Here is a 22,781-nt window from a genome sequence, read left to right as displayed (position 1 = left end):
GATCAACCGGGTTTCAGCGTGGTCCGGTGCGCTGAAACCGTGCTGGTCAGAGCTTGCGCCAGACCAGCCGTGTGAGGGTCGCGGCGACCGATGCCAGCGGCGGCTGCGGCCGGGACCGGGCTTCCGGCGCGGTCTCCGGCATCATCCGGTACAGCATGTTCGCCACCCGCCGGGACGTGCGCGGCGCGACCAGCCTGGCCAGTTCCATCGCCACGCCTTCCGGTCGGGTCACCACTTCCTGTCGCTTGACCAGCGCGCTGATCACCATCCGCGCGGCGCGGTCCGGGCTCATCGCGGGCATCGTGCGGTACGCGGCCTTGGAGATCATCGGGGTGCGCACGAGCGGCATCCGGACCGAGCTGAACGTGATGCCGTCGGCGAGCGTCTCCCGGCCGGCGACCCTGCCGAACTCCTCGATGGCGGCCTTCGACGCCAGGTACGCCGCGAACCGCGGGGTGTCGCTCTGCAGCCCCATCGTGGTCACGGTGACCACGTGCCCGAACCGGCGTTCGCGCATGTGCGGCAGCAGGGCGAGGGTCAGGCGCAGCGGCGCGTAGTAGTTCAACGCCATGGTGCGCTCGAAGTCGTGCATGCGGTCCACCGACAGGTGCACCGAGCGGCGGATCGATCGGCCCGCGTTGTTGACGAGCATGTCGACGGACTCGTGCTCGGCGAGGATCTGTTTGACCAAGGCGGACACCGCGGCCGAGTCGGTCAGGTCGCAGGGGTACGCCCACGCCGAACCACCGGCCGACACGATCTCCGCGCGCACGGCCTCGAGCTCGTCCGCGCGACGGGCCACCAGGAACACCTGGGCACCGCGTGCGGCGATCGCGACGGCGGTGGAGCGGCCGATCCCGGACGACGCGCCGGTGACCAGGATCCGCCGTCCGGCCAACGGATCCGACCGGTCGACCCGGCGGCGCGCCCGGTACGGGTCCAGGTGCTCGGCCCAGTACCGCAGCAGCCTGGGCGCGTACGACGCCAGCGGTGGCAGTTCGATCCCGCTGCCCGCCAACGCGGACACCGTTTCCGACGTGGAGAACTTGGCGTTCAACGACATGTGCGGCACGACCTGCGGTGGGATGCCGAGTTCGGTGAGCACCGCGTCGCGGGCCTCCCGGCCGCCGGGAAGCCGCTCGATCACGCGGCCGGCCACCGCGGCGGTCACCCGGCCGGTCCTGACCAGACCGGGCACCCTGGGGCTGGCGACGATCTTGGGCGCGCCCGCTGGACCGGCGAAGGCGTTGTAGACCTGCGTGAGGGTCTGGTTGCGCGGTGCGCCGAGGTGGTAGGTGGCGCCGGACGGGGCGTCCTGGTGCATCAGGTGGATCATCGCGTCGATCACGTAGTCGACCGGCACGATGTTGGTGGAGCCGAGGTGCGGGGCGACCAGGGGCAGGCGCGCGGGCAGCCGGGCGGCCCGGGTGATGGCGGGCAGGAAGTAGTAGGGGCCGTCGATCTTGTCCATCTCGCCGGTCCGCGAGTCGCCGACCACCGCGGACGGCCGGTACACGCGCCACGGCACCGCCGTCTGCGCCCTGACCAGTTTCTCCGACGCGAATTTCGTCGCATGGTAGGGAGATGGGAGGTTCTGGCCGAGGTCGAAATCACGCTCGGTGAAACGCCCGCGGTGATCGCCCGCGACAGCAACCGACGAAACGTGGTGCAGCCATTTCGCGCCGGTCCGCGCGGCGAAATCGATCACGTTCGCGGTGCCCGCGACATTCGTGACCTGATTGGCTTCGTCGGACGCGGTGAAATCGTAGATCGCGCCGAGGTGCACCACGTGATCGATTCCGGGCAGCCGGTCCGGCAGGTCACCGGTGAGATCGCCGGTGACCGGCACGACTCGCCCGGCATCCCACGCCCGGGCGAGCGATTCGAACCGGCCGATCGAACCGGGGCGCACCAGTACGTGCACCGCGGTGCAGTCAGGCCGGGTGAGCAGCCGCGAGATCAACCTGCGGCCCAGGAACCCGGTACCGCCCGTCACGAAGTATCCGGTCATGACGGGAACGATACCTACTGACGAGTAGGAAACTCTACTGCTCCTGTGCCACCGACGCGTCCACCACCGCGTCCCGCAGTGCCGCGCGCAGTCTGCCCACGTCAAGCGGGGTGAGTACGGCGGTCTCACCCGGCGGGGAGACCAACACCACGCGTCCCGAGCTGACGAACACCGTCAGGTCGCGTCGCCGTCCCGCGATGTCGCGGCAGCTCACCGACCATTCCTTGCGGGTGTTCACCTTCGTCTTACCTCCCCGGTTGTCTGTCCAACGCCTTCCCTACCCGCCTGTGAGACGGCCACCGTGCGACGCCGTGACGCGTCCGCGAAGGTTTTTCGCACTATTGTTTCCCGGCTCCGTTCCATCCCGTAGTTGTCGATCTTGAACAGCCGAGCCTACTAGGTGATACGGCTGCCAGATGGGCACAGTTTGGTATATCGACAATGTTCGGTTCGACCGTTCGGGTGATGCGTGCTGTGCGATCGTGTATCGAAGTGATCGTCGATGGCATCCTGTTGCGGTGCTACGGCGGGCCCATTCGACAGGTGACAATGCGACCAGTGCATTGGCGGCCTGGTGGCCGAGATCGCCGGAAGCGGACCGGTGACCGGCCGCGCACCGAGCTCATCGTCACATCTCCGGCTGGCCGACGAGTTCTTCCTCGTAGCCCACAACCACGACGCGGACACCATCGTGCCGCGCCTGCACGACACCGGGATGGAACTCGGCCTCGCCGGGGCGCTGCTCGCCGAACTCGTCCTCGACCGCAGGCTGGAAGTCGCCGACGGGCGGGTGATCGTGTTCGACCCGTCCCCACCCAACGACCAGCTCGCGGCCAGCATGCTGCGCGACATCGTGACCGAACCCCCGCACAGCATCCGCGTCTGGCTGGAGTACCTCAGCCAGGACGCGCGCGACAAGGTCGGCAGCAGACTGCACGTCGCCGGGCACCTCGCCCAGGTGCGGCAACGCAAATGGTGGGGCGGGCCCGCGTTGCTCTACCGCGCGGTCAACGCCGAACAGGCGCTGATCCCCGAAGTCCGACTGCACGACCTGCTCGCCAGACCACACCCCGGCATGCAGCTGGCCAAGATCAGCATCGACCACAAGCTGATGCAGGACGTCACGCTCGCCGCGCTCGCGCACTCGACCGGCCTGCTCAGCGCGTTGCTCTGGTACCACGGCCCGCACCGCGCGCGCTCGCAACTGGACGAAATGCGCCGTGCGTTGCCCGCGCCCCTCCTGGAACTCACCAAGCAGACCGAAGCCGCGGTGGGCGACGCGGTCCTCGGTCGCCGCCGATAACCCGCGAAGGAGCCTGACATTGGCAGAGAAGGGCTTGGGTACGCCCAGCGCGGGGACGGCGCTGGTCCGCGTGGGACCGAGCCGGGTCTCGTCCGCGCTGGCCCGCAACCGCCTCGGCGTCTCGTCGATCGTGTTCTTCATCGTCTCCGCCGCGGCACCGCTGACGGTGATCGGCAGCGGCGCTGTGCTGACGTTCGCCAACACCAAGACCATCGGTATTCCTATCGCGTACGCGGCGATCGCGGTGGTACTGGGCGTGTTCGCGGTCGGCTACGTCGCGATGTCAAGGCACATCACGAATGCGGGAGCCTTCTACACGTACGTGGCGCAAGGCCTCGGCCGCGTGCCCGGCGTCGGCGCGTCGTTCGTCGCGGTCGTGGCGTACAACGCGATGCAGGTCGGCTTGTACGGCGGGTTCGGCGCGGTCCTCGCCGGGCACCTGAAAGCCTGGTTCGGCTGGGACGTGGCGTGGTGGGCGCTCGCCCTGATGGCGTGGCTGGTGATCGCGCTCCTCGGCGTGATGCGGATCGACTTCAACAGCAAGGTACTCGCGGTGCTGCTGACCGCGGAATGCCTGATCATGCTGGTGTTCAACGTGGTCGAGCTGACCAACCCGGCCGACGGCACGGTCGCGTTCGACGCGCTGTCCCCGTCGAACCTGATCACCACCGGCGTCGGCGCGTTGCTGGTGACGGCCGTGACCGGCTTCGTCGGTTTCGAGGGCGGCGCGGTGTACGCCGAGGAGAGCCGCGACCCGAAACGCACTGTGGCACAAGCGACTTACATCGCGGTGGCGTTCGTCGGCGTGCTGTACGCGATCTCGGCGTGGGCGCTGACCGTCGCCATCGGCCCCGGCAAGATCGTCGGCGCGGCGGCCGACCAGCAGGCCGACCTGATCTTCAACTTCAACGCGGGCTTCCTCGGCCGGTGGATCGTGGACATCGGCCGGATCCTGATCGTGACGAGCCTGTTCGCCGCCCTGGTCAGCTTCCACAACACCGTCGCGCGGTACCTGTTCGCGCTGGGCCGTGAGCGGGTGCTGCCCGCAGGCCTCGGTTCGACCAACCGCCGCACCGGATCGCCGTACGTCGGTTCGCTGGTCCAGAGCGCGTTGGCGGTCGTGGTGATCCTGGTCTTCGCCATCGCCGGGCTGGACCCGTTGATCGACCTGATGTACATCGGCACGACCTACGGCGGCCTCGGCGTGATCATCCTGATGGCGCTGACGTCGATCTCGGTCGTCGGCTACTTCGCCCAGCGCAAGGACATCGACGAGAACGCCTGGCGCAAGTACGTCTCACCCGCCATCGCCGCCGTGCTCCTGCTGGTGGTGCTGTACCTGACGCTGGACCAGTACTCCACATTGCTCAGTCTGCCCGCGGGGCACCCGGCGGTGTGGATCCTGCCGTCGTCGTTCGCCGTGTTCGGGCTGGCCGGGATCCTGTGGGGGGCGTACCTGCGGTCGGCACGGCCGAGGGTGTACGCCGCGATCGGCCTCGGCGCCAACAGCGTGATCGGCCGGGCCAGCCAGGACCTGCCCAAGCGCACGGACTCCTCCGGAGTGCTGCCGCTGCTGACCAGTCCGGGGCTGGCCTCCGCGCCGGTCAGGCACGAGGTGTTCCGGGTCGGCGGCGACCACCCGGTCGGCCCGGTGGCCACAGTGCTCAGCGAAGCCTTCGGCACGGGCGACATCGCCAAGTGGCTGGTGCCCGACCCGGAGGACCGCCGCCGGATCTACCCGGCGTACTGGGCGATGCTCGTCGAGCACGCGCTCGGCGTCGGCGAGGTGTTCGCCGGGGGAGAGCTGTCCGGCGTCTCGGTGTGGTACCCGGCCATGTTCGGTCCGCCCAACGCGGCGCCCCGGGACATCGACCAGCGCGTCGACCTGACGTGCGGGCCCTACGCGCCGCGGTTCCACGCGTTGAACCACGCGGTGGCGAACGCGCATCCCACGACGCCCCACCATTACCTCGCGTTCGCGGCGGTGCTGCCGGACCTGCAGGGGCGCGGGATCGGGACGTCCTTGATACAACACCGGTTGCGCGAGTTGGACATCGCGAACGTGCCCGCGTACCTCGAAGCGACCAACCGGCGCAACCTGGCGCTCTACGTCCACCTCGGCTTCCAGCCGATGGGCAACCCGATCGCACTGCCGGACAACGGCCCCAAGCTGTACCCGATGTGGCGACCCGCATCCGTCCACCGTGGCCTCTAACCCCCCCGAGTTTGGCAACCAATGTGGCCTTCGTAGCCAAAAACGCAACAAAGGCCACATTGGTTGCACGGCAACAGGGGGTGGTTGCAAGTTGCGACCGTATGAATGGGCCGTTGGTACGAACAAGTCGTCGACTTTTGTTGGCGTCGCGATGGGCGCGGTGCATGATCGAAGTCGTGACGAGAGGAGCATGTGCCGACGATGGTCAGGTCGTTCGAGCGAGCGCGTTGGAAAGCTCTGGCATGTCCAGGAGCGGCATCTACCGCCGATGTCGGCCGGGTGGGCCGTGGCGTCGACTTCTGCCGGGGATCATACTGCTCACCAACGCGGACCCCAGCGATCGGCAGCGTATTGAGGCGGCATTGCTCCGCGGCGGGCGACCCACGCTGATCACCGGGCTGTGGGCCGCGCGATTGCATGGCTTGATGCGCCTCCCGGAACCAGACTGGGTGCATGTCCTCGTTCCGCACACGCGAGAGATAACCAGTGCGGGCTTCGTTGTAGTGGAGCGCACGACTCGGTTTCCTGGCCCCGTTGTCCGAAGCGGTGTTCCGTTGGCACCTGTCACCCGTGCTGTATTGGATGCGGCTCGTCGGCTGAGGAACGTGGATGAGGTGCGTGCGCTGCTGGCCGAGACTGTGCAGCGCGGCTTCAGCAGTCCGTCCCAGTTGATCGCGGAACTCGAAGAAGGTAGCGATCGAGGTTCCGCAGTGCCGCGACGTGTTCTTGCCGAGATCGATGGCGGAGTGAGGTCCGCTGCTGAGGGAATGGCGTGGCGGCTGTGGAAGCGGTCCGGCTTGCCGGAGTGCCGGTGGAACGTCGACATCCTGACCGCGGACGGGCGCGTTGTCGCTCGCCCGGACGCGTGGTTCGATGATGTCGGGTTGGCGTGGGAGATCGACTCGAAGGAATTCCACTTCACATCGCAGGGCTATGCTTCCACTCTGCGACGAAACAATAGGTACGCGGCTGCTGGCGTCGTTGTTGTACAGACGCTCCCGTCGTCGTTGCGGTCCGACCCGGAAAGTGTTGTCAACGACCTGAAGGCCGCCTACCGGGTCGCCAAAGCCCGACCACGCCCGACTCTCACTCACCGCTGACCCGTGTGGGGGGTGCAACCAATGTGGCCTTCGTAGCCAAAAACGCTACGAAGGCCACATTGGTTGCACGGCGGGCGGTGGTTGTTTGGCGGAGACGAACTGGTTGGCGCGCGACTCGCCGACGCTCGCCGCCGCCGAGTTGCTAGCAGAAGAAGCTTCCGCATCGGGTCTTCTTTATTAGGAAACTTTCCATACATAGGGCGGCTGGGGCCTACTATCCCGTCCGCCGGGGCGCGGAACTCAAGGCCTCGCCTGAAATTTCCGTGATTGCCCGGTTACCGTCGGTTATTCGGTTGTGGGTCGCCGCTACCGTCTCGGGTATGGAGAAGAAGCTGACTCGAAAGTGTCCTGTCGCCGCGGCGACGGGAGCACGTCGACAGCAGCGCGCGATCTGGGGGTACGACTCGGTCGCGTCATGAGCGGCGCGTTCCTCGCGGGGGTCATCGCTGGTTATGGCGTCGCGATCCCCGTCGGGGCGATCGGTGCGTTGCTCATCGGCCTCACCGCGAGAACCTCCTTGCGCGTTGGCGCGGCCGCGGCACTGGGAGTCGCCACGGCGGACGGGGCGTACGCCCTCGCCGCCGTTCTCGGTGGAGCGGCGATCGCCCGGTTGATCGAACCGGTCGCGGGACCCATGCGGTGGGCCGCCGTGGTCGTCCTCGTCACGTTGGCGGTCAAGACCGTGTTCGACGCACGAAAACAACGCCGAGACAAGGAAGTCACCGCGCGCAGTGCCTACTTCGGACTGCTCGGGCTGACCATCCTCAACCCGGCGACCATCGTCTACTTCGGAGCGCTAGTACTCGGGATGCGTGCCGATGTCGTGCCCGATCTGGTGCACGGCCTCGTGTTCGTGTTCGGCGCCCTGCTGGCGTCAGCGAGCTGGCAACTGCTGCTCGCCTGTGGCGGGAGCCTCGTCGGTCGTGTCCTGACCGGGCAACGAGGCCGGATGATCACGGCTGTCGTGTCCAGCGTGGTGATCGTCGCCCTCGCGGTGCGCCTTGTGACGGGTTAGCCCGGCATAGGCCACCACCGCGGCCAAGGCGACTGAGGCCATCAGCACGGCCATCGCCAGCGCGCCGTGCCCGGCCAACGGGGCCAGCAGGCCGCCGATGATGAACTGGGTGATGCCGATCAGCGCGGACGCCGCACCGGCGTTGTCCGCCTGGTCGGCCAACCCGAGCGCGGCGGCGTTCGGCATCACGATCCCGACGCTGGACACGATCACGAACATCGGCACCAGGACCACGAGGAGACCCGCGTTGAGCGCTATCGCGACGACCAGCCCGGCACCACCGGCGAGGCCGACGGCCAGTCCGGCGGCGATCAGCACGCGCGGCCGCGACCAGCGCAGCAGCAGGCTGTTGAGCTGACCGGCGATCATGATCCCGACCGAGTTGACGCCGAACACCCAGCCGAACTGCTGCGGCGTCAGCCCGTAGAGTTCCTGCAGCACGAAGGGCGAGCCGGAGATGTACGCGAACAGCGCGGCGAACAGCAGCGCGGAGGTCAGGGCGTACCCGAGGAAGATCCGGTCGCGCAGCAGCGCGCCGTACGAGCGCATCGCCGCGCCGACCCGCGCGGGCCCGCGGCGTTCGTCCGCGAGCGTCTCCGGCAGGCCGAGCACGGTCGCCAGCAGCAGGACCGCGCCGAACACCGACAGCACGACGAAGATCCCGCGCCACGAGGTGAACCGCAGCACCTCGCCGCCGATCACCGGTGCTAGGATCGGCGCGAGGCCGGTGACGAGCATCAACGTCGAGAAGAACCGGGCGAGGGCGACCCCGGAGAACAGGTCGCGGACTGCGGCGCGCGCGATCACGATCCCGGCGGCCGCGCCGAGGCCCTGGACGAACCGGAACACGACCAGCGTGTACGCCGACGGGGCGAACGCGCACGCGACCGAGGCGACCGCGTAGAGCACGAGGCCGACGATCAACGGCCGCCGCCGCCCGAACGAGTCCGACAGCGGACCGGCGATCGCCTGGCCGAGCCCCAGGCTGACCACGAACGCGGTCAGCGTGAGCTGGATCTGCGACGCGGACGCGCCGAGTTGCTCGGTCATCGCCGGGAATCCCGGCAGGTACATGTCGATCGACAACGGGGCGAACCCCGACAGCGCTCCGAGTATCAGCGTGAAGCGGAGGGTGTTGCGCCTGCTCACACGCACGAACCTTCGACCGGTCCCATCGAGATGATCCGGCGGAGCAAGGACCGCAGCACGTCGCGCTCGGCCGGCGTCAGGTCGGCCAGGACACGGTCCTCCACCGCGATCAGCTGGTGGTAGAGCTTCGCCTGCAGCTCACGGCCCGCCTCGGTGGGCACCGGGATCCGGGCGCGGCGGTCGTTGGGGTCCGGTGTGCGCACGACGAGGCCCTGGCGCTCCAGCTTGTCCAGCAGCGCGGTCATGGTCGTCTTGTCGACGCCCAGCGCGTGGCCCAGCGCGAGCTGGCTGTACGGGCGGGCGTCCGGGTGCGAGTTCTGGACGAGCGCGGTCAGCACGATGTGGCCGCGGATGGATGTGCCGTGCGCCATCGCCTCGGCGTCCATGGCCTCACGCAGCCCGTGCGCCGCTCGACTGAGCAGCCAGTTCACGTCGAAGTGCTGGAGGCACTGCTGGGTGATCGCCTCGGCCGTTTTGACGCTCTCGTCCACAGCTGGAGTTTACGTGATGGCTACGACACGAGATGTTCTTGACTCGGAACATCTCGCTTCGTATCTTCTTGTCATGACCAACTTGCTCCACATCGACTCGAGCATCCAGGGCGAGCAGTCCCACTCCCGCGCGTTGACGGCCGCGTTCGTCGAATCGTGGAAGGTGGCCAACCCGGAAGGCGGGTACGTCTACCGCGACTTCGCCCAGGCGCCGGTCTCGCACGTGACGGGCCTCTACTTCGCGGCGGCCAACACGCCCGCCGAGTTGCGCAGCCCGGAGATGCGCGCGGAGTACGACAAGTTCAAGCCGCTGCGCGACGAGGTGCTGGCGGCGGACGTCGTGGTGATGGGCGTGCCGATGTACAACTACACGTTCCCGTCGACGATCAAGTCGTGGCTCGACCACCTCCTCGTCCCCGAACTGCGTGCCGACACCAGCGACGGTCCGCTGGTCGGGACCAAGTTCTTCGTGGTGTCCACCCAGGGCGGCTCGTACGCGCCCGGCACGCCCAAGGAGGGCTGGGACCACCAGCAGCCGCTGCTCAGGCAGTACTTCGAGCACCTCGGGCTCGCCGAGGACGTCACGTTCGTGCAGGCCGAGATGACGCTCGCGTACGTCGTCGAGCAGCTCAGGCAGTTCCAGCACATCGCCGACGAGTCCCAGGAGCGGGCGTACAAGACGGTGCACGAGCTCGCGACGGTGTCATGAATCGCGTGAATCGGCCGAAAGTAGGCTGACACGCCCCCTCATCTGTGTGAACCTGCTTGCATTCGAGCTCGAATGTGCAGATTCGCGCAGGAGGTGTCATGAGCGATCATGTGTCCCGTCGGTCTTTGCTCGCCGCGGGGGCGGCGCTCGGCCTGGGGTCGGGGGCCCAGGCCGAGGCTGCCCAGAACGCGGTGCAGGACGACGCCGCACAGCAGGACTGGCCCCGCTCGCAGGGCCGGAGCATGATCAACGTGCCGTTCGAGCGGCGCGAGACGGTTCGGCTCGCGATCATCGGCCTGGGCAACCGGGGCGGCGGCATGATCGGGTCGTTCCTCGCCGTACCCGGCGTCAAGGTGACCGCGCTGTGCGACATCCGCCCGGAGTTCGCGGCCCGCGCCGCGAAGGCCGTGACCGACGTGGGCCAACCGGCACCGGCGCTCTACACCAAGGGCGACCACGACTTCGAGAACATGGTCCGCCGCGACGACATCGACCTGGTCTACGTCGCGACGCCATGGGAGTGGCACGTGCCGATGGCACTGGCGGCGCTGCGCGCGGGCAAGCACGTCGGCGTCGAGACACCGTTCGCCACGTCCATCAAGGAACTCTGGCAGTTGGTGGACGCGTCGGAGCGATACCAGCGGCACTGCATGCAGTTGGAGAACTGCTGCTACGGCCAGAATGAGATGCGTGTGCTGCGCATGGTGCACGCGGGCTTGTTCGGCGAGTTGCTGCACGGCGCGGGTGCGTACAACCACGACCTGCGGGAACTGCTGTTCTCCGACACGTACTACCAGGCGGAATGGCGGCGGGCGTGGCACACCAAGCCAGGGCTCAAGGGTGACCTCTACCCGACGCACGGGCTCGCGCCGGTCGCCAACTACATGGACGTCAACCGCGGCGACCGGATCGTGCGTATCGCTTCGATGGGCACGCCATCACTCGGCCTCGCGGAGTACCGCGCGGCACACGAACAGCCGGGCGACTCGTCGTGGAAGGAACGGTACGTCGAGTCCGACATGACCGTCAGCTTGTTGCAGACGGCCAAAGGCAGGGTCATCCGACTCGAACACGACGTGTCCACACCGCACCCCTACAGCAGGCTCAACCACATCGCCGGGACGAAGGGCGTTTTCGAGGACTATCCACCCCGGATCTACCTCGAACCACGCAACACGAACCACCAATGGGCGAAGTTCGACGAGTACAAGTCGTACGACCATTGGTTGTGGACAGACGTCCCGCCGGGACCCGGTGGCCACGGCGGCATGGACTACTACATGGCGTACCGGACCATCCAGACGATGCGGCTGGGACTGGTCCCCGACATGGACGTGTACGACGGAGCGGTCTGGAGCGCTCCGGTGCCGCTGAGCTCGAAGTCCATCGACCAACACGGCGCGCCGCAACAGATTCCTGACTTCACCAGGGGAAGGTGGCGGGAGAAACGCCCGGGAGTGGACTCGGTGAAGCCGCCGCGGAACTGACAATGCGAGACTGTGGCCATCCGAAGCCCCAACCAGGGAGTCAGGATGGCCGACGAGCCGATCGCGGTCGCGTTACGTCGCGCGGCCGATCTGACCGCTGCCGGGAACTCCGACGCGGCGATCCACGTCGTGCGTGGGGTGCTGGACGAGCACCCCACGCACTCCGAAGCGTGGTGCCACCTGGGCGCCGCGTACCTCGACGCGGGTGACGCGCAGGCGTCGCTCGACGCGGCGAAGAACGCCATCCGCAACGGCGAGCGGTCGTGGGGCTACCGGCTGGCCAGCATCGCGTTGATGGAACTGGGCAGGCGCGACGAGGCCGTCGTGTCCGCGCGGGAGGCCGTGCGGCGCGACGGCCAGGACTGGCGCGGTCACGTCGCGCTGGCCGAGGTGCTGGGCAACGACCATCCACAGGAGTCGTTCGCGGCGGCGTGCCGTGCGATCCAATTGGCCAACAACCAGGCCCGGCCGTTCGAGGTCCTCGGCGACGCCGCGATGCGTGTGCACGACAAGGAAACAGCGCGGCGCGCGTACTACGAGGCCATCAAGATCGATCCAGGCAACCAGCACGCCCGCGAGAACCTGGTCCGGCTCGGCCGTCCGCGACTGGACACGACCACGACACCCGCCACCGCGGAACCGGTGCTGCAGATCCCGCATCTCGGCCGGATCGAGGCACTGGGGCTGTGGCTGGCGCTGCGCCGCGCGTCCGCCGGGCTGGCCATCGGCAGCCTGGTGCTCATGCTCGTCGGCATGGACGACATCTACAGCGTGCTCGGCTGGTTCGGTTTGGTGCTGGTGTTGTTCGTGGCGTTCGTGGTGGGCACCGCCTGGGTGAAGTTCGCGCGGGGTGTCTCACTCAAACAGACCATGCTCGACAACCGCATGCTCGCCGTGTCGTCCGGCCTGATGGCGCTCTCGACCGTGTTGCTGATCGTGTGGACGGTGCTGGTCGCGCTCGGCGCGCACACCATGAGCCCGCTCTCGATCGTGCTGGTGACGAGCGTGGCCAGTGCCGCGGTGTCCGTCCTCGCGATCTGGCGACGCAGCCACCCGAAGTAGAACCCGCCAGTAGATTGCCGGTATGACCACACCCCTCGGCGGCTACCAGAACGAGATCTACCTGCACGGACTGGCCGACCAGCTGCCCCCGTTCACCGTCGACACGACCAAGCTGGCCGACTCGGCGCGCGAGGTCCTCGAACCGGGGCCGTACTGGTACGTGAAGGGCGGTGCGGGTTCCGGCGCGACCATGCGGGCCAACCGCGAGGCGTTCGACAAGTGGCGGATCGTGCCGAGGATGCTCCGCGACGCGCACGCGCGGGACGTCTCCACGAGCGTGCTCGGCACGACGCTGCCCGCGCCGGTGTTGCTCGCGCCGATCGGTGTTCAATCGATCGTGCACGAAGAGGGGGAGCTGGCGACCGCGCGCGCCGCGAGCTCGCTCGGTGTGCCGATGATCTTGTCGACGGCTTCGTCGAACACGATCGAGGACGTCGCGGCGGCCAACGGCACGGGCCCGCGCTGGTTCCAGCTCTACTGGCCCAACGATCCGGACGTGTGCGTGAGCATCCTCAACCGGGCAGCCAAAGCCGGGTTCACCACGCTCGTCGTCACGCTCGACACGTGGACGCTGGCGTGGCGGCCCAACGACCTGGACCGGTCGTACCTGCCGTTCCTGCGCGGCACCGGCACCGCGATCACGTTCTCCGACCCGGTGTTCCGCAGCGGTCTCGCGGCACCGCCGGAAGAGGACATCCCGTCGGCCGTGCTGAAGTGGGTCCCGCTGTACACCGGCACCGACCGCAACTGGGAAGCGCTCCCGTTCCTGCGCGAGCACTGGGACGGACCGATTGTGCTGAAAGGGATCCAGCACGTCGACGACGCGCGGCGGGCGGCCGACGCCGGGATGGACGGGATCGTCGTGTCCAACCACGGGGGCCGCCAGCTCGACGGGGCCATCGCGTCGCTCGACGCGTTGCCCGGTATCGCCAACGCGGTCGGTGACCGGATGGCGATCTTGTTCGATTCCGGAATCCGGACAGGAGCGGACATCCTCAAGGCGATCGCGCTCGGCGCGCAGGCGGTGCTGCTCGGCCGCCCGTACGTCTGGGGCCTCGCGCACGGCGGCGAAGACGGTGTGCGGCAGGTGGTCCGGAGCCTGCTTGCCGACTTCGACCTCACGGTCGCGTTGTCCGGACACCACTCGATCGCGGAGTTGACACCGGACAGCCTGACCCGGGTGGCCTCGTGAAACAGCGCCGCTGGCGAACGTCGTGAGTGGTTGCCGGGGTGCCAACCCGGCAACCACTCACGAGGAAGATCCGCGGCAACCGTTGTAGTCTTCGGGGCATTGATCACCCCTCGCCCGACTGGGAGCGCCGTGGAAGTCAGTTCCGATCAGCTGCGCAGCTGGGTCGAGTCATGGTCATGGCGCATCCCGCGCGGGCCGCAGCACGGCGGGATGTCCGGCGACGTGCGCGAGTGGTGGAGCCTGACCGTCTGGCGCCGCAACGATCACGCCGAGATGCAGTTGGACGTCAACCGGCTGCGGCCGACCCGCGGCTCGGAGGTCCATACCTTTACCCGGATCGTCCGGCACGAGCACCTGCGGCCCGTGCCGGACTACCGGATGCTGGTCGCCAGGCTGAACCTGGAGCTGGGGGAGTTGTTCGCGCAGGCGGGGATCAAACCGCCGCGGCTGCCGGACGGATCGCTGTCGGGCGACTCGTACGACCTGTAGGTTCACGTTCAGTTTGATCTCAGTTCGTGTCCGGACCGTAGTTTCCGGCCGTGTCATCGACCAGACGTCTTTTCCTGCTCAACGCGGGTCTGCTGCCCGCTGCCGCCGCGGCTCTGCCCGGTGTCGCGTCCGCCGAACCCACCGCCCAGGGTTTCCCCAGGCCGGACGCGGACAGCCCGCGGTTCACCGTGGCGGTCATCCCGGACACGCAGTACCTCTACGACCGCGACCGCGGTGACTCGGCGCCCCTCGAGGCTTCACTTCGTTACATTGTGGACACAGCGCGCGAGCACAACACGGTTTTCGCCGCCCATCTCGGTGACATGACCGAGAACGGCCTGCGCAGCGAGTTCACGTCGATCAGTCGCACTTTCCGGATTCTCGACCGGTTCCCGTACAGCGTGCTGGCGGGCAACCACGACATCGACGCGTCCAAGGACGACCAACGCGGCCCGAGCCCCTACCTGAGCGAGTTCGGCCCGCAGCGGTTCCGCCACAGCCCCTCGTTCCGCGGTGCGACTCGGGACGGCTACAACTCGTACCACGTGTTCCGGGCGGCCGGAAAGGAGTGGGTCGTACTGGCCATGGACTGGCGGCCGTCGGCAGGCAGCGTCGCCTGGGCCCGTGAGGTGATGCGCAAACACCCGCGCAGCCCGGTCATCCTCACCACGCACGAGTTCGTGCACGCCGACAGCGGCGACGGCAAGGCCGTTCTGTCCGATTTCGGCCAGCAGCTGTGGAACGACCTCGTCAAGGACAACGACCAGATCTTCCTGGCGCTCAACGGGCACTACTGGCCGCCGGGACGTACCGTCCTGCGCAACACCGCGGGAAACGAGGTGCACGCGCACATCACCAACTACCAGGACCGCTACTACGGCGGCAGTGCGATGATCCGGCTGTACCACTTCGACCTCGCGCGCGGCGTGATCGACGTCGAGACGTTCTCGCCGTGGCTTCAAGGTCAGCGTTCACTGAGCGCGCTGGCGCAGCAGGAGATCACACGCTCCGGCCCGGACGACTACTTCACGCTGGAGATCGACTTCGCCAAGCGGTTCGCCGGGTTCGACCCGATCCCGGCGCCGGGACCGCGTCCGGTCCGCGAGGTCGTGATCCCCGGTACGCTGGCGTACTGGCGTTTCGACAGCCGGGACACGCGCGACCTGTCGGGCAACGGCAACCACCTCGTCGCCCAGAACACACCACAGTGGACCACCGAGCACCACCAGGGGCAGCCGGGACATGGCAGCGTCTTCCTCAAGGACGCGTACTTCAGGACCACGGCCGGGGCGCCGCTGACCAAGGCGACGTTCCACCGTGGATACACCATCGAGACCTTCTTCAAGCTGCCGAAGGACTTCAACGACTCGAACGCCTGGTGCGCGCTGCTGTCCCGGCTCGGCTCCGGCGCCGACGCGGGCAAAACGGGCGACGACACCAAGGAAGCGGTGGCGTCGCTCGCCCTCTCGGGCGGGCGCCAGCTGCAGTGGGCGGTCTTCCCGCTCAACCAGAACGGGATCTCCACCAACTGGGGGCACGAGCTGCCCGCCGACAAGTGGTGGCACGTAGCGGTGGTCAACGACGGCCGCGCCACCACCCTGTACGTGGACGGTTCGAAGCTGCTGCGCAACCCGTCCACCCCCGCGGTCGGGCTGCCCGCGGTCGGCGACGCCTGGCTGGTCGGCGCGTCCAACTACGACCGCAGGATCGGCAAGAGCTTCTACGGCTGGCTCGGCGACTTCCGGATCGTCGACCGCCCGCTCGCGCGCCGGGAATTCATGCTGCGCTGAGATGCTGCGCTGAGATGGTTGTCCTGGGATGCCGTCCTGGGCGGGATGGGACGATGGGGTATGCGCACATGGCTCCCGATCGTCCTCGGCGCCCTGCTGATCCTGGTGGGCGGCGTGTGGACCGGCCAAGGACTCGGTTACATCACCGGTAGCTTCATGACCGGCGAACGGCTGTGGACCAGCATCGGCCTGGTTTGCGTCGCCGGTGGCGTGGTGCTCGTCGTCTGGGGCGCCCGCCGCCGGCGGACGTAGTCCACCCAGGACTCACGTAGTCGAAGTACGACTTCGTCCCGGTTCGCTTGTACACCAGGTATTGCCTAACCGACCGGCTCGCCGTTGACACGCACTCCGCGCAACACGACGTCGTCGGCGTTGCGAATGGTGTTCCGCTCCGCGATCCCGGTGAACTCGCTGTCGGTGATCGTCACGTCGCGGATGTGGCTTTCCGGCAGGCCGTCGAGGTGGATGGCCTTCCGGCCGCCCGCGACGGTCATCTTGTCGACCGTCAGGTTCCTGAGGGTGGGGTAGTGGTTGGCGGACCCGCCGCCGTTGTAGTACATGCTGGCGTACAGGACTTCGCGTTCCACGGCGCGGCCCTTGATGTTTCGCAAGTGGACACCGTCGACCACGCCACCGCGGTCGGAGTTCGTCTTGATGTACAACGCGTGCTTGACCGGGTAGTGGCCGGGGAAGTCCGGCGCGTTGACCTCGCAGTCGCGGCAGAACACGTCGTGCACACCGCCGGAGGACTCCGAGCCGACGGTGATCCCGCCCCACCGCCCGGAGAACTTGCAGCGTTCGACCACCACGAAGGAGGTCGGGATGCCGATCCGCCGCCCGTCGGCATCCCGACCAGATTTGAGGACGACACAGTCATCGTTGGTGTTGAAGCGCGAGCCGACCACGTGGGCGTGGCTCGTCGAGTCGAGGTCGACGCCGTCGCCCTGCGAGTTCGTGCTGTAGATGTGGACGTTGCGGACCGTCACGTTCGAGCAGAACACCGGATGCAGTGTCCACATCGCGGGGTTGCGCAGGTGTACGTCCCGCACCAGCAGATTGCGGCAGTCGACGAACTGGATCATGTTGGGGCGCATGCGCTTTCCCTCACCCATGATCCGCTGCTCGACGGGCACGCCGTCCTCTCCCATCTTGCGCAGTTCCGGTGTCGAACCCGCGCCCCAGCCCGGCCACGGCCCGTTGGGGGCGTCGCCGTCGATGGTGCCGGATCCGGTGATCGCCATGTCCTGCTGGCGAAAGGCGTAGATGAACGCCTGGTAGTTGTAGCAGAGCGTGCCTTCCCAGCGGACCAGCACGAGGGGGAGGAAATCCTTGGGGTCGTTGCTGAACTTCAGGGTGGCGCCTTCGGCGACGTGCAGGTCGACCCCGCTGCGCATCCGGATGCCGCCGGTGCGGAACACGCCGGGCGGGACGAGTACCCGCCCGCCACCGCTTCGGCCGCACTCCTCGATGGCGTTGTTGATGGCGGCCGTGTTCATGGTCCGGCCGTCGCCCACGGCGCCGTACGAGGTGATCGGGAACACCCGTGCGGGAAACGTGGGCGGACGGATCCTGCCGAGGATGTGCGGTACCAGTCTCCACTGGTCTGGCGGCTTGGCCCCGGCAGCGTCGACCCCGGCGGCCGCTCGCGTCGGGACACCGGTTCCGGTGAGCAGTCCGCCGGCGGCGAGGCCGACGCCCCGCAGGACATCTCGTCTCGTGTGCCTGCTGCTCACGGTCGGTCTCCCTCGGCTCGCGCTGGCGAAGGTCTCCGGTGTTCGGCAACCGCCTCGATGTAACTTGGCGAAAACGGTTACATACGTAGGGTCTACTGCATCCGCCTCCCATCGTCAAGAGAAGAGATCGGACGTATCAGCGTCTCTGAACCCGCAATGCGTGGTTTGTGTGTCCAGTGGGGCAAAAGGTCGGAGGTAAGCTTGTGTCCACTGGGGACAGCGGTGACATTTTCTCGAGGTGGAGACGGCCGGTCGTCAGGGTTTGCTCGTCGATGAGGCCCGGGTCGGCTCCGCCTATGTGTCATAGCGCCGTCATTCGGATGCAAAGGACCGTCCAATTGGACGGTCCTTTCTCGCGTCCGGGGAACCGTTGCGCCGCTGGATACATCGAAGAGACATTCACAACAAGCTACGCCCAGTGAAGATTTTCTTACCGATCATTGCTCCGTTGTGACACTATTAGGCCGTTCGCGGTGGAGGGACCGACGAACAGGGGACGCACAGCGAGAACAGGGGTCAGTTTCGACCGCTCGCGTCCACATATGGCGTAACCGCCAGATCGACAGGGGAGGTAGATCAAGATGACCACCAGCACCAAGGAAAACGTTTTCCCGGGCGAGGACGAGGCCATCGGCGCCGCTGGCACCACGACCACGGCGACTACGACCACGGCGACCACGAACCCGGCGCCCGTCGAGCAGCCAAAGGAAAACGAGCACCCGGTCCACACCGAAGGGGACGGCCACGTCCACACCCCGGCGTGCTCGGGCGGGTGCATCCACAAGACGGGTGAGTAGGCCTCACCCAGCGTGATGGCCCGCCGGACTGGCACCCCAGACCGGCGGGCTTCATTACGCTACGTTCTGTGTTGTCATAGTGGTGTGCCTGTGACGAAGCCGCCGCCGACCGCCGCACAAGTGATTGTGCGGGCACGTGAGCTCCACCGCGCGGCAGTGGACGCCTACTGCGTCGGCAAGCAAGGACAAGCCATCCAGCTGGCCCAGCAGGGCACCGAACTGCTCGACACGGCCGCACCGGCCGACCCGGCGGTGAAAGAGGAGTGGCTCGGGGTCAAGATCAGGTTGGCCTGCAGCCTCGCCGCGCTCGTGGCCGAGACCGATGGACTCGCGGTCGGGCTGTCCCGGCTGGATGACGTCCGGTCACTGATCGCGACCGTGGCCGACCCGTTGGATCGGGCGGAGCTGACCGCGAACGTCGACAACAACTACGCCGTACTGCTGTTGGGCGCCGGGCGCAACGAGGAGAGCCTCAAGTCGCTGGACTCCTCGGTGAGCCAGCAGGAACGGTGCCTCACCGACACGGACGACCCGCGGCGGTTCATCGAGCCGTTCGTCAAGACACTGGCTTCCGTCGGCCTGGTCTGCACCCGGCTTGGTCTGCTGCGCCGCGCCCGTGAAGCCCTGACCAGGGGAATCACCCTGGCTGTCGAGTACGACCTGCCCGCACGCGCCGCCGATCTCGAACGCATGCTCGGCACCTTGGAGCTACGCGGTGGCGACGTCCCGGCAGCATTGCGCCGCTACGAGCAATGCGACCGCGCGTACCGTGATCTCGATGAGGCCAGTGTCGCGTTGCTGCGGATGGGGCAGGCACACGCTCTGCTGACCGCGGGCCTGGCCGACGAGGCGGGCAACCACCTCGACGAGGCGCTGCCCGCGATGCGCGAACAGGACAGCGCCTCACGGGACCTGGCCGACGCCGAGCTGTACCGGGCGACAGCGGCACTGCTGACCGACGACCTGGACCTGGCGCGGACCATGGCGCGCTCCGCGCACCAGCGGATGCAGCAGTTCGGCTGCGAGACCTGCGTGGCGAACGCCAACCTCATCAGCCTGCGTGTGGACACCTTGCTGGCCCTGCGATCCGGAACCGTCCCCGGCTCGTTGCCCGACAGGGTGGTCCGGTTCGCCGACAGCCTCCCGGTGCCGAAGCTGACCGACCAGGCCGCCACCGCGCGGATGTTGGCGGTCCGCCTGGAGATCCGCCGTCACCACACCGCCAGGGCGGCCGAGCTGATGGAACAGGTCGCGCGCCCCGGCCGGTTGACCCCGATCGACTACCGGATGCTGCGGCGGCTGTGCCGGGCCGAACTGGCCGTCGCCCAAGGGGAACCAGGCCGGGCGCTGCGCCAGGTCAGGGCGGGGCTGGCCGAACTGGACCAGGTCCGTGACCGGATGGGTGGGCTGGAACTGCTGTCCGGGACCGCGCTGCACGGCCAGGAGTTGGCCGACCTGGCGATCCGGTTGGTCCTGCGTGACGCGAAACCACGCAGGGTCTTCGGCTGGCTGGAGCGCACGCGCGCCCAGACGTACCGGTACGAACCCATGTCCGGGCTGGACAACCCGGAGCTGGTCGAGTGCATCGCCGAGGTCCGCACCCTGACCCAGTCGGTGCACCAGGCCAAGCACGACGGCCTGCCGACGCATGCCTTGCAGGCGCGCCGCGCGGAACGGCTGCGGGAAGCCAAACGACTCGGCTGGCACGCCGGGCAACGGAGCAAGGCGCGGCCGGTGGTGCAGGTGGCCGAGGTCGCGCGGGCCCTCGGCGAACGGGCGCTGGTCAGTTTCGTCGCCTCCCAGGACTCACTGCTCGCCGTCGTGCTGGTGGACGGCGACGTCCGCGTCGCGCGCCTCGGATCGGCCGCCGAGGCGGGCAAGCGGGCGCGCATGCTGAACGTCGACCTCAACGCGTTGGCGCCCGACCACCTGCCCGTGCCGATGGTGCAGGTGGTGTCTGCCTCGGCGCGCAAACAGGCCGACCAGGTCGACAGCCAGATCGTGCGGCCGTTGGGGCAGCTGATCGGCGGCCGGGATGTCGTGATCGTGCCCACCGGTGCGCTCTACGGTGTCCCTTGGGGATCGTTGCCATCCATGCACGGACGGCCGGTGGTCGTGGCGCCGTCCGCGACGGCGTGGCTGGCGGCCGAACGCATCGGGACGCGCCCGGACGGCCACACCGTCCTGGTCCGGTCGCTCGGCCTGCCCGCCGCTGTCGGTGAGATCGGCAAACTCGGCGCCCACCATGGCACAGCACGACTGATCGCCGGGCACGACGCGACGGTGACCGCTGTGCTGGAAGCGCTCGACGGCGCGGGCCTGGCGCACATCGCGGCGCACGGCGCGCACGAGCCGGAGAACGCGTTGTTCTCCAGGCTCGAACTCGCCGACGGCGCGCTGTTCGCCCACGAGATCGCCGGGTTGAACCAGCCGCCGCGGCACGTCGTGCTCGCCGCGTGTGAACTGGCGCTCAACCGGATCAGGCCGGGGGACGAAGCGTTGGGGTTCGCCAGCGCGTTGCTGGCGAACGGGTCCAAGACTGTCGTCGCCCCGCTGAGCAGGGTCGGCGACCAGGCGGCCGCGGCGGCGATGGACGACTACCACCGCCGCCTGGCCGCGGGCGCGCGACCCGCTGTGGCGCTGGCCGACGCGATCGCCGTCGAGCCGTTCCGCCGTCCGTTCGTCTGCCTCGGCAGCTCAGGCTAACGCTCCGTGTTGGCAACCAATGTGGCCTTCGTAGCCAAAAACGCAACGAAGGCCACATTGGTTGCACGCGCTAGGTGGCTAGTTTCCGGCGGACGTACGCCGAGAACTGGTCGACGAGCACGACGACGATGACCACCACGATGATGTGCGTGACCATCTGGTCGAACCGGAACAGCTTGATGGACTGGTTGATCAGGAACCCGATCCCGCCCGCGCCGACCAGACCCAGCACCAGCGACGAGCGCACGTTCACGTCGAACCGGTACAGCAGCAGCCCGACCATCTGCGGCAGGACCGCGGGCAGCACGGCGTTCACGGCGGTCTGCGCGCCCGACGCGCCTGCCACCCGCAGGGCCTCCCGCGGCCCCGGGTCGGTTTCCTCCATCGCCTCGGCCCAGAGCTTGCCCATCACACCGGTGTTGTGGAACACCAACGCGAGCACGCCCGCGAACGGACCGAGGCCCACTGCCGTGACGAAGATCAACGCGAACACGACGTCGGGAACCGAGCGCAGCACCGACAGGATCGACCGGGCGATCTGGTAGGTCCACGAGTTCGGCGTGGTCACCCTCGACGCCAGCACCCCGAGCAGCAGGGCGAACGGGATCGAGAACGTGGTCCCGAGCAGTCCGATGTAGAGGGTGATGACCGCGGCGTCGAGGCTGTCGCCGAGCACGCCGAGGTCGGGCGGGAACGCCTGGTCGAGGAAGTCGGCCATCCCGCGCCAGCCCTCGACGAGCGCGCCGGGGGAGAATCCGGTGCCCTGCCAGGCGAGCACGTGCACGCCGACGAGGACGGCGATGACGATGAAGGCGACCGGGGACGGCGCCTTGCGGGTCGGTGGGTTCATCGGGCGCCCTCGTACAGCGAGTTGACCGCTTGGGTGTCCATGGCAGCGGCAGTGGTCTCGAAGGCCACCTTGCCCTGGTTCAGCCCGACGATCCGGTGCGCGAACCGTTGGGCCAGTTCGGGTTGGTGCAGTACGGCGAGTACCGCGAGGCCTTCCTCGGCCAGCGACGCGAGCAACGAGACGACCTGCTCGGCGGCGCTCGGGTCCAACGCGGAGACCGGCTCGTCGGCGAGGATCACCTTGGCGCGCTGGCACAGCGCGCGGGCGATCGCCACCCGTTGTTGCTGCCCGCCCGACAGCCGTCCGGCGCGGTCGCCCGCGCGGTCGGCGAGGCCGACCCGGTCGAGGCAGTCCATCGCCTCGCGCCGGATGTCGCGGGAGAACACCAGCGACTGCCTCAGTTTCAGTCGGCCGAGCGCTCCCGAGCACACGTTGTCCAGCGCGCTGCGGCGGCCGACCAGGTGGATCTGCTGGAACACCATGGCCGCACCGCCGTCGATGTCGACCGTGCCGGAGTCCGGCCGTTGCAGGCCGACCGCGCACCGCAGCACGGTCGACTTGCCGGACCCGTTGGCGCCGAGCACCGCGACGAACTCGCCGGGCGCCACGGTCAGGTCGACACCAGCGAGCACCTGCTTGCCCGCGAAGGACTTCCGCAGTCCCGTGATCTGGATGCCCACCG

At 68.1% G+C, this 22,781-nt stretch carries 19 protein-coding genes and 1 pseudogene; 13 read left to right on the top strand and 7 right to left on the bottom strand.

Features of this window, described 5'->3' with window-relative positions:
• Nucleotides 1–46: 46 nt before the first annotated feature.
• Nucleotides 47–2,011, bottom strand: coding sequence for an SDR family oxidoreductase (locus tag ALI144C_RS05865; protein WP_076985970.1), 1,965 nt, complete (start codon nt 2,009–2,011; stop codon nt 47–49).
• A gap of 34 nt (nt 2,012–2,045) precedes the next feature.
• Nucleotides 2,046–2,249: a hypothetical protein gene (locus tag ALI144C_RS05860; RefSeq protein WP_076985969.1), complete on the bottom strand. Its 204-nt coding sequence runs from the start codon at nt 2,247–2,249 to the stop codon at nt 2,046–2,048.
• 336 nt (nt 2,250–2,585) lie between these two features.
• On the opposite strand from ALI144C_RS05860, the gene ALI144C_RS05855 reads away from it, so the two are divergent.
• The 4 genes from ALI144C_RS05855 (at nt 2,586) to ALI144C_RS57245 (ending at nt 7,644) form a co-directional block, all read left to right on the top strand.
• The gene (locus ALI144C_RS05855; protein WP_168211176.1) at nt 2,586–3,314 is read left to right on the top strand and encodes a GOLPH3/VPS74 family protein; all 729 of its coding nucleotides are present in this window, start codon (nt 2,586–2,588) and stop codon (nt 3,312–3,314) included.
• Between the two features lie 19 nt (nt 3,315–3,333).
• Nucleotides 3,334–5,529: a GNAT family N-acetyltransferase gene (locus ALI144C_RS05850; protein WP_143230433.1), complete on the top strand. Its 2,196-nt coding sequence runs from the start codon at nt 3,334–3,336 to the stop codon at nt 5,527–5,529.
• A gap of 605 nt (nt 5,530–6,134) precedes the next feature.
• Complete coding sequence (locus ALI144C_RS58640; RefSeq protein WP_330359568.1) at nt 6,135–6,629, top strand: hypothetical protein; 495 nt, start codon at nt 6,135–6,137, stop codon at nt 6,627–6,629.
• Between the two features lie 415 nt (nt 6,630–7,044).
• The gene (locus ALI144C_RS57245) at nt 7,045–7,644 is read left to right on the top strand and encodes a LysE family transporter (protein WP_076985966.1); all 600 of its coding nucleotides are present in this window, start codon (nt 7,045–7,047) and stop codon (nt 7,642–7,644) included.
• 15 nt (nt 7,645–7,659) lie between these two features.
• Here the strand turns inward: ALI144C_RS57245 and ALI144C_RS05835 are convergent.
• Nucleotides 7,660–8,793 (bottom strand): annotated as a pseudogene (locus ALI144C_RS05835) (multidrug effflux MFS transporter); the annotation flags it as partial.
• Entirely contained in the window at nt 8,790–9,284 is a 495-nt protein-coding gene (locus tag ALI144C_RS05830) for a MarR family winged helix-turn-helix transcriptional regulator (RefSeq protein WP_237774005.1), read from the bottom strand. The pseudogene ALI144C_RS05835 and the gene ALI144C_RS05830, both read right to left, overlap by 4 nt.
• A gap of 73 nt (nt 9,285–9,357) precedes the next feature.
• Here ALI144C_RS05830 and ALI144C_RS52985 point away from each other — a divergent pair, with 73 nt between their 5' ends.
• From ALI144C_RS52985 to ALI144C_RS05795, 7 genes are all read left to right on the top strand, one after another.
• Entirely contained in the window at nt 9,358–9,993 is a 636-nt protein-coding gene (locus ALI144C_RS52985; RefSeq protein WP_076985964.1) for an FMN-dependent NADH-azoreductase, read from the top strand.
• Between the two features lie 98 nt (nt 9,994–10,091).
• Complete coding sequence (locus ALI144C_RS05820) at nt 10,092–11,480, top strand: Gfo/Idh/MocA family protein (protein ID WP_076985963.1); 1,389 nt, start codon at nt 10,092–10,094, stop codon at nt 11,478–11,480.
• A gap of 45 nt (nt 11,481–11,525) precedes the next feature.
• Nucleotides 11,526–12,542 (top strand): tetratricopeptide repeat protein, encoded by a 1,017-nt coding sequence (locus ALI144C_RS05815; protein WP_076985962.1) that lies wholly within the window; start codon nt 11,526–11,528, stop codon nt 12,540–12,542.
• Nucleotides 12,543–12,564: 22 nt separating this feature from the next.
• Nucleotides 12,565–13,734: a lactate 2-monooxygenase gene (locus ALI144C_RS05810; RefSeq protein WP_076985961.1), complete on the top strand. Its 1,170-nt coding sequence runs from the start codon at nt 12,565–12,567 to the stop codon at nt 13,732–13,734.
• Between the two features lie 129 nt (nt 13,735–13,863).
• The gene (locus ALI144C_RS05805) at nt 13,864–14,223 is read left to right on the top strand and encodes a hypothetical protein (protein ID WP_076985960.1); all 360 of its coding nucleotides are present in this window, start codon (nt 13,864–13,866) and stop codon (nt 14,221–14,223) included.
• Between the two features lie 50 nt (nt 14,224–14,273).
• A complete protein-coding gene (locus ALI144C_RS05800; protein ID WP_076985959.1) occupies nt 14,274–16,013 on the top strand; it encodes a LamG-like jellyroll fold domain-containing protein in 1,740 nt (579 codons plus the stop codon).
• Between the two features lie 60 nt (nt 16,014–16,073).
• The gene (locus tag ALI144C_RS05795) at nt 16,074–16,265 is read left to right on the top strand and encodes a hypothetical protein (protein WP_076985958.1); all 192 of its coding nucleotides are present in this window, start codon (nt 16,074–16,076) and stop codon (nt 16,263–16,265) included.
• A 65-nt stretch (nt 16,266–16,330) separates the two neighbouring features.
• Here the strand turns inward: ALI144C_RS05795 and ALI144C_RS05790 are convergent, their stop codons facing one another.
• Nucleotides 16,331–17,746 (bottom strand): glycoside hydrolase family 28 protein, encoded by a 1,416-nt coding sequence (locus tag ALI144C_RS05790; RefSeq protein WP_143230431.1) that lies wholly within the window; start codon nt 17,744–17,746, stop codon nt 16,331–16,333.
• A gap of 581 nt (nt 17,747–18,327) precedes the next feature.
• On the opposite strand from ALI144C_RS05790, the gene ALI144C_RS05785 reads away from it, so the two are divergent.
• The gene (locus tag ALI144C_RS05785) at nt 18,328–18,543 is read left to right on the top strand and encodes a hypothetical protein (protein ID WP_076985957.1); all 216 of its coding nucleotides are present in this window, start codon (nt 18,328–18,330) and stop codon (nt 18,541–18,543) included.
• Nucleotides 18,544–18,627: 84 nt separating this feature from the next.
• Nucleotides 18,628–21,249: a CHAT domain-containing protein gene (locus ALI144C_RS05780; protein ID WP_076985956.1), complete on the top strand. Its 2,622-nt coding sequence runs from the start codon at nt 18,628–18,630 to the stop codon at nt 21,247–21,249.
• A gap of 70 nt (nt 21,250–21,319) precedes the next feature.
• Here the strand turns inward: ALI144C_RS05780 and phnE are convergent, their stop codons facing one another.
• Together phnE and ALI144C_RS05770 are read right to left on the bottom strand one after the other, a co-directional pair.
• Nucleotides 21,320–22,099: a phosphonate ABC transporter, permease protein PhnE gene (phnE, locus tag ALI144C_RS05775; RefSeq protein ID WP_076985955.1), complete on the bottom strand. Its 780-nt coding sequence runs from the start codon at nt 22,097–22,099 to the stop codon at nt 21,320–21,322.
• The gene (locus ALI144C_RS05770; protein ID WP_076985954.1) at nt 22,096–22,779 is read right to left on the bottom strand and encodes a phosphonate ABC transporter ATP-binding protein; all 684 of its coding nucleotides are present in this window, start codon (nt 22,777–22,779) and stop codon (nt 22,096–22,098) included. The genes phnE and ALI144C_RS05770 overlap by 4 nt, the downstream gene beginning before the upstream one ends.
• Between the last annotated feature and the right edge of the window lie 2 nt (nt 22,780–22,781).

Source organism: Actinosynnema sp. ALI-1.44 (genome assembly GCF_001984155.1).
Classification (GTDB): Bacteria; Actinomycetota; Actinomycetes; order Mycobacteriales; family Pseudonocardiaceae; genus Kibdelosporangium.
This window is presented reverse-complemented; position numbering and strand designations above follow the sequence as displayed.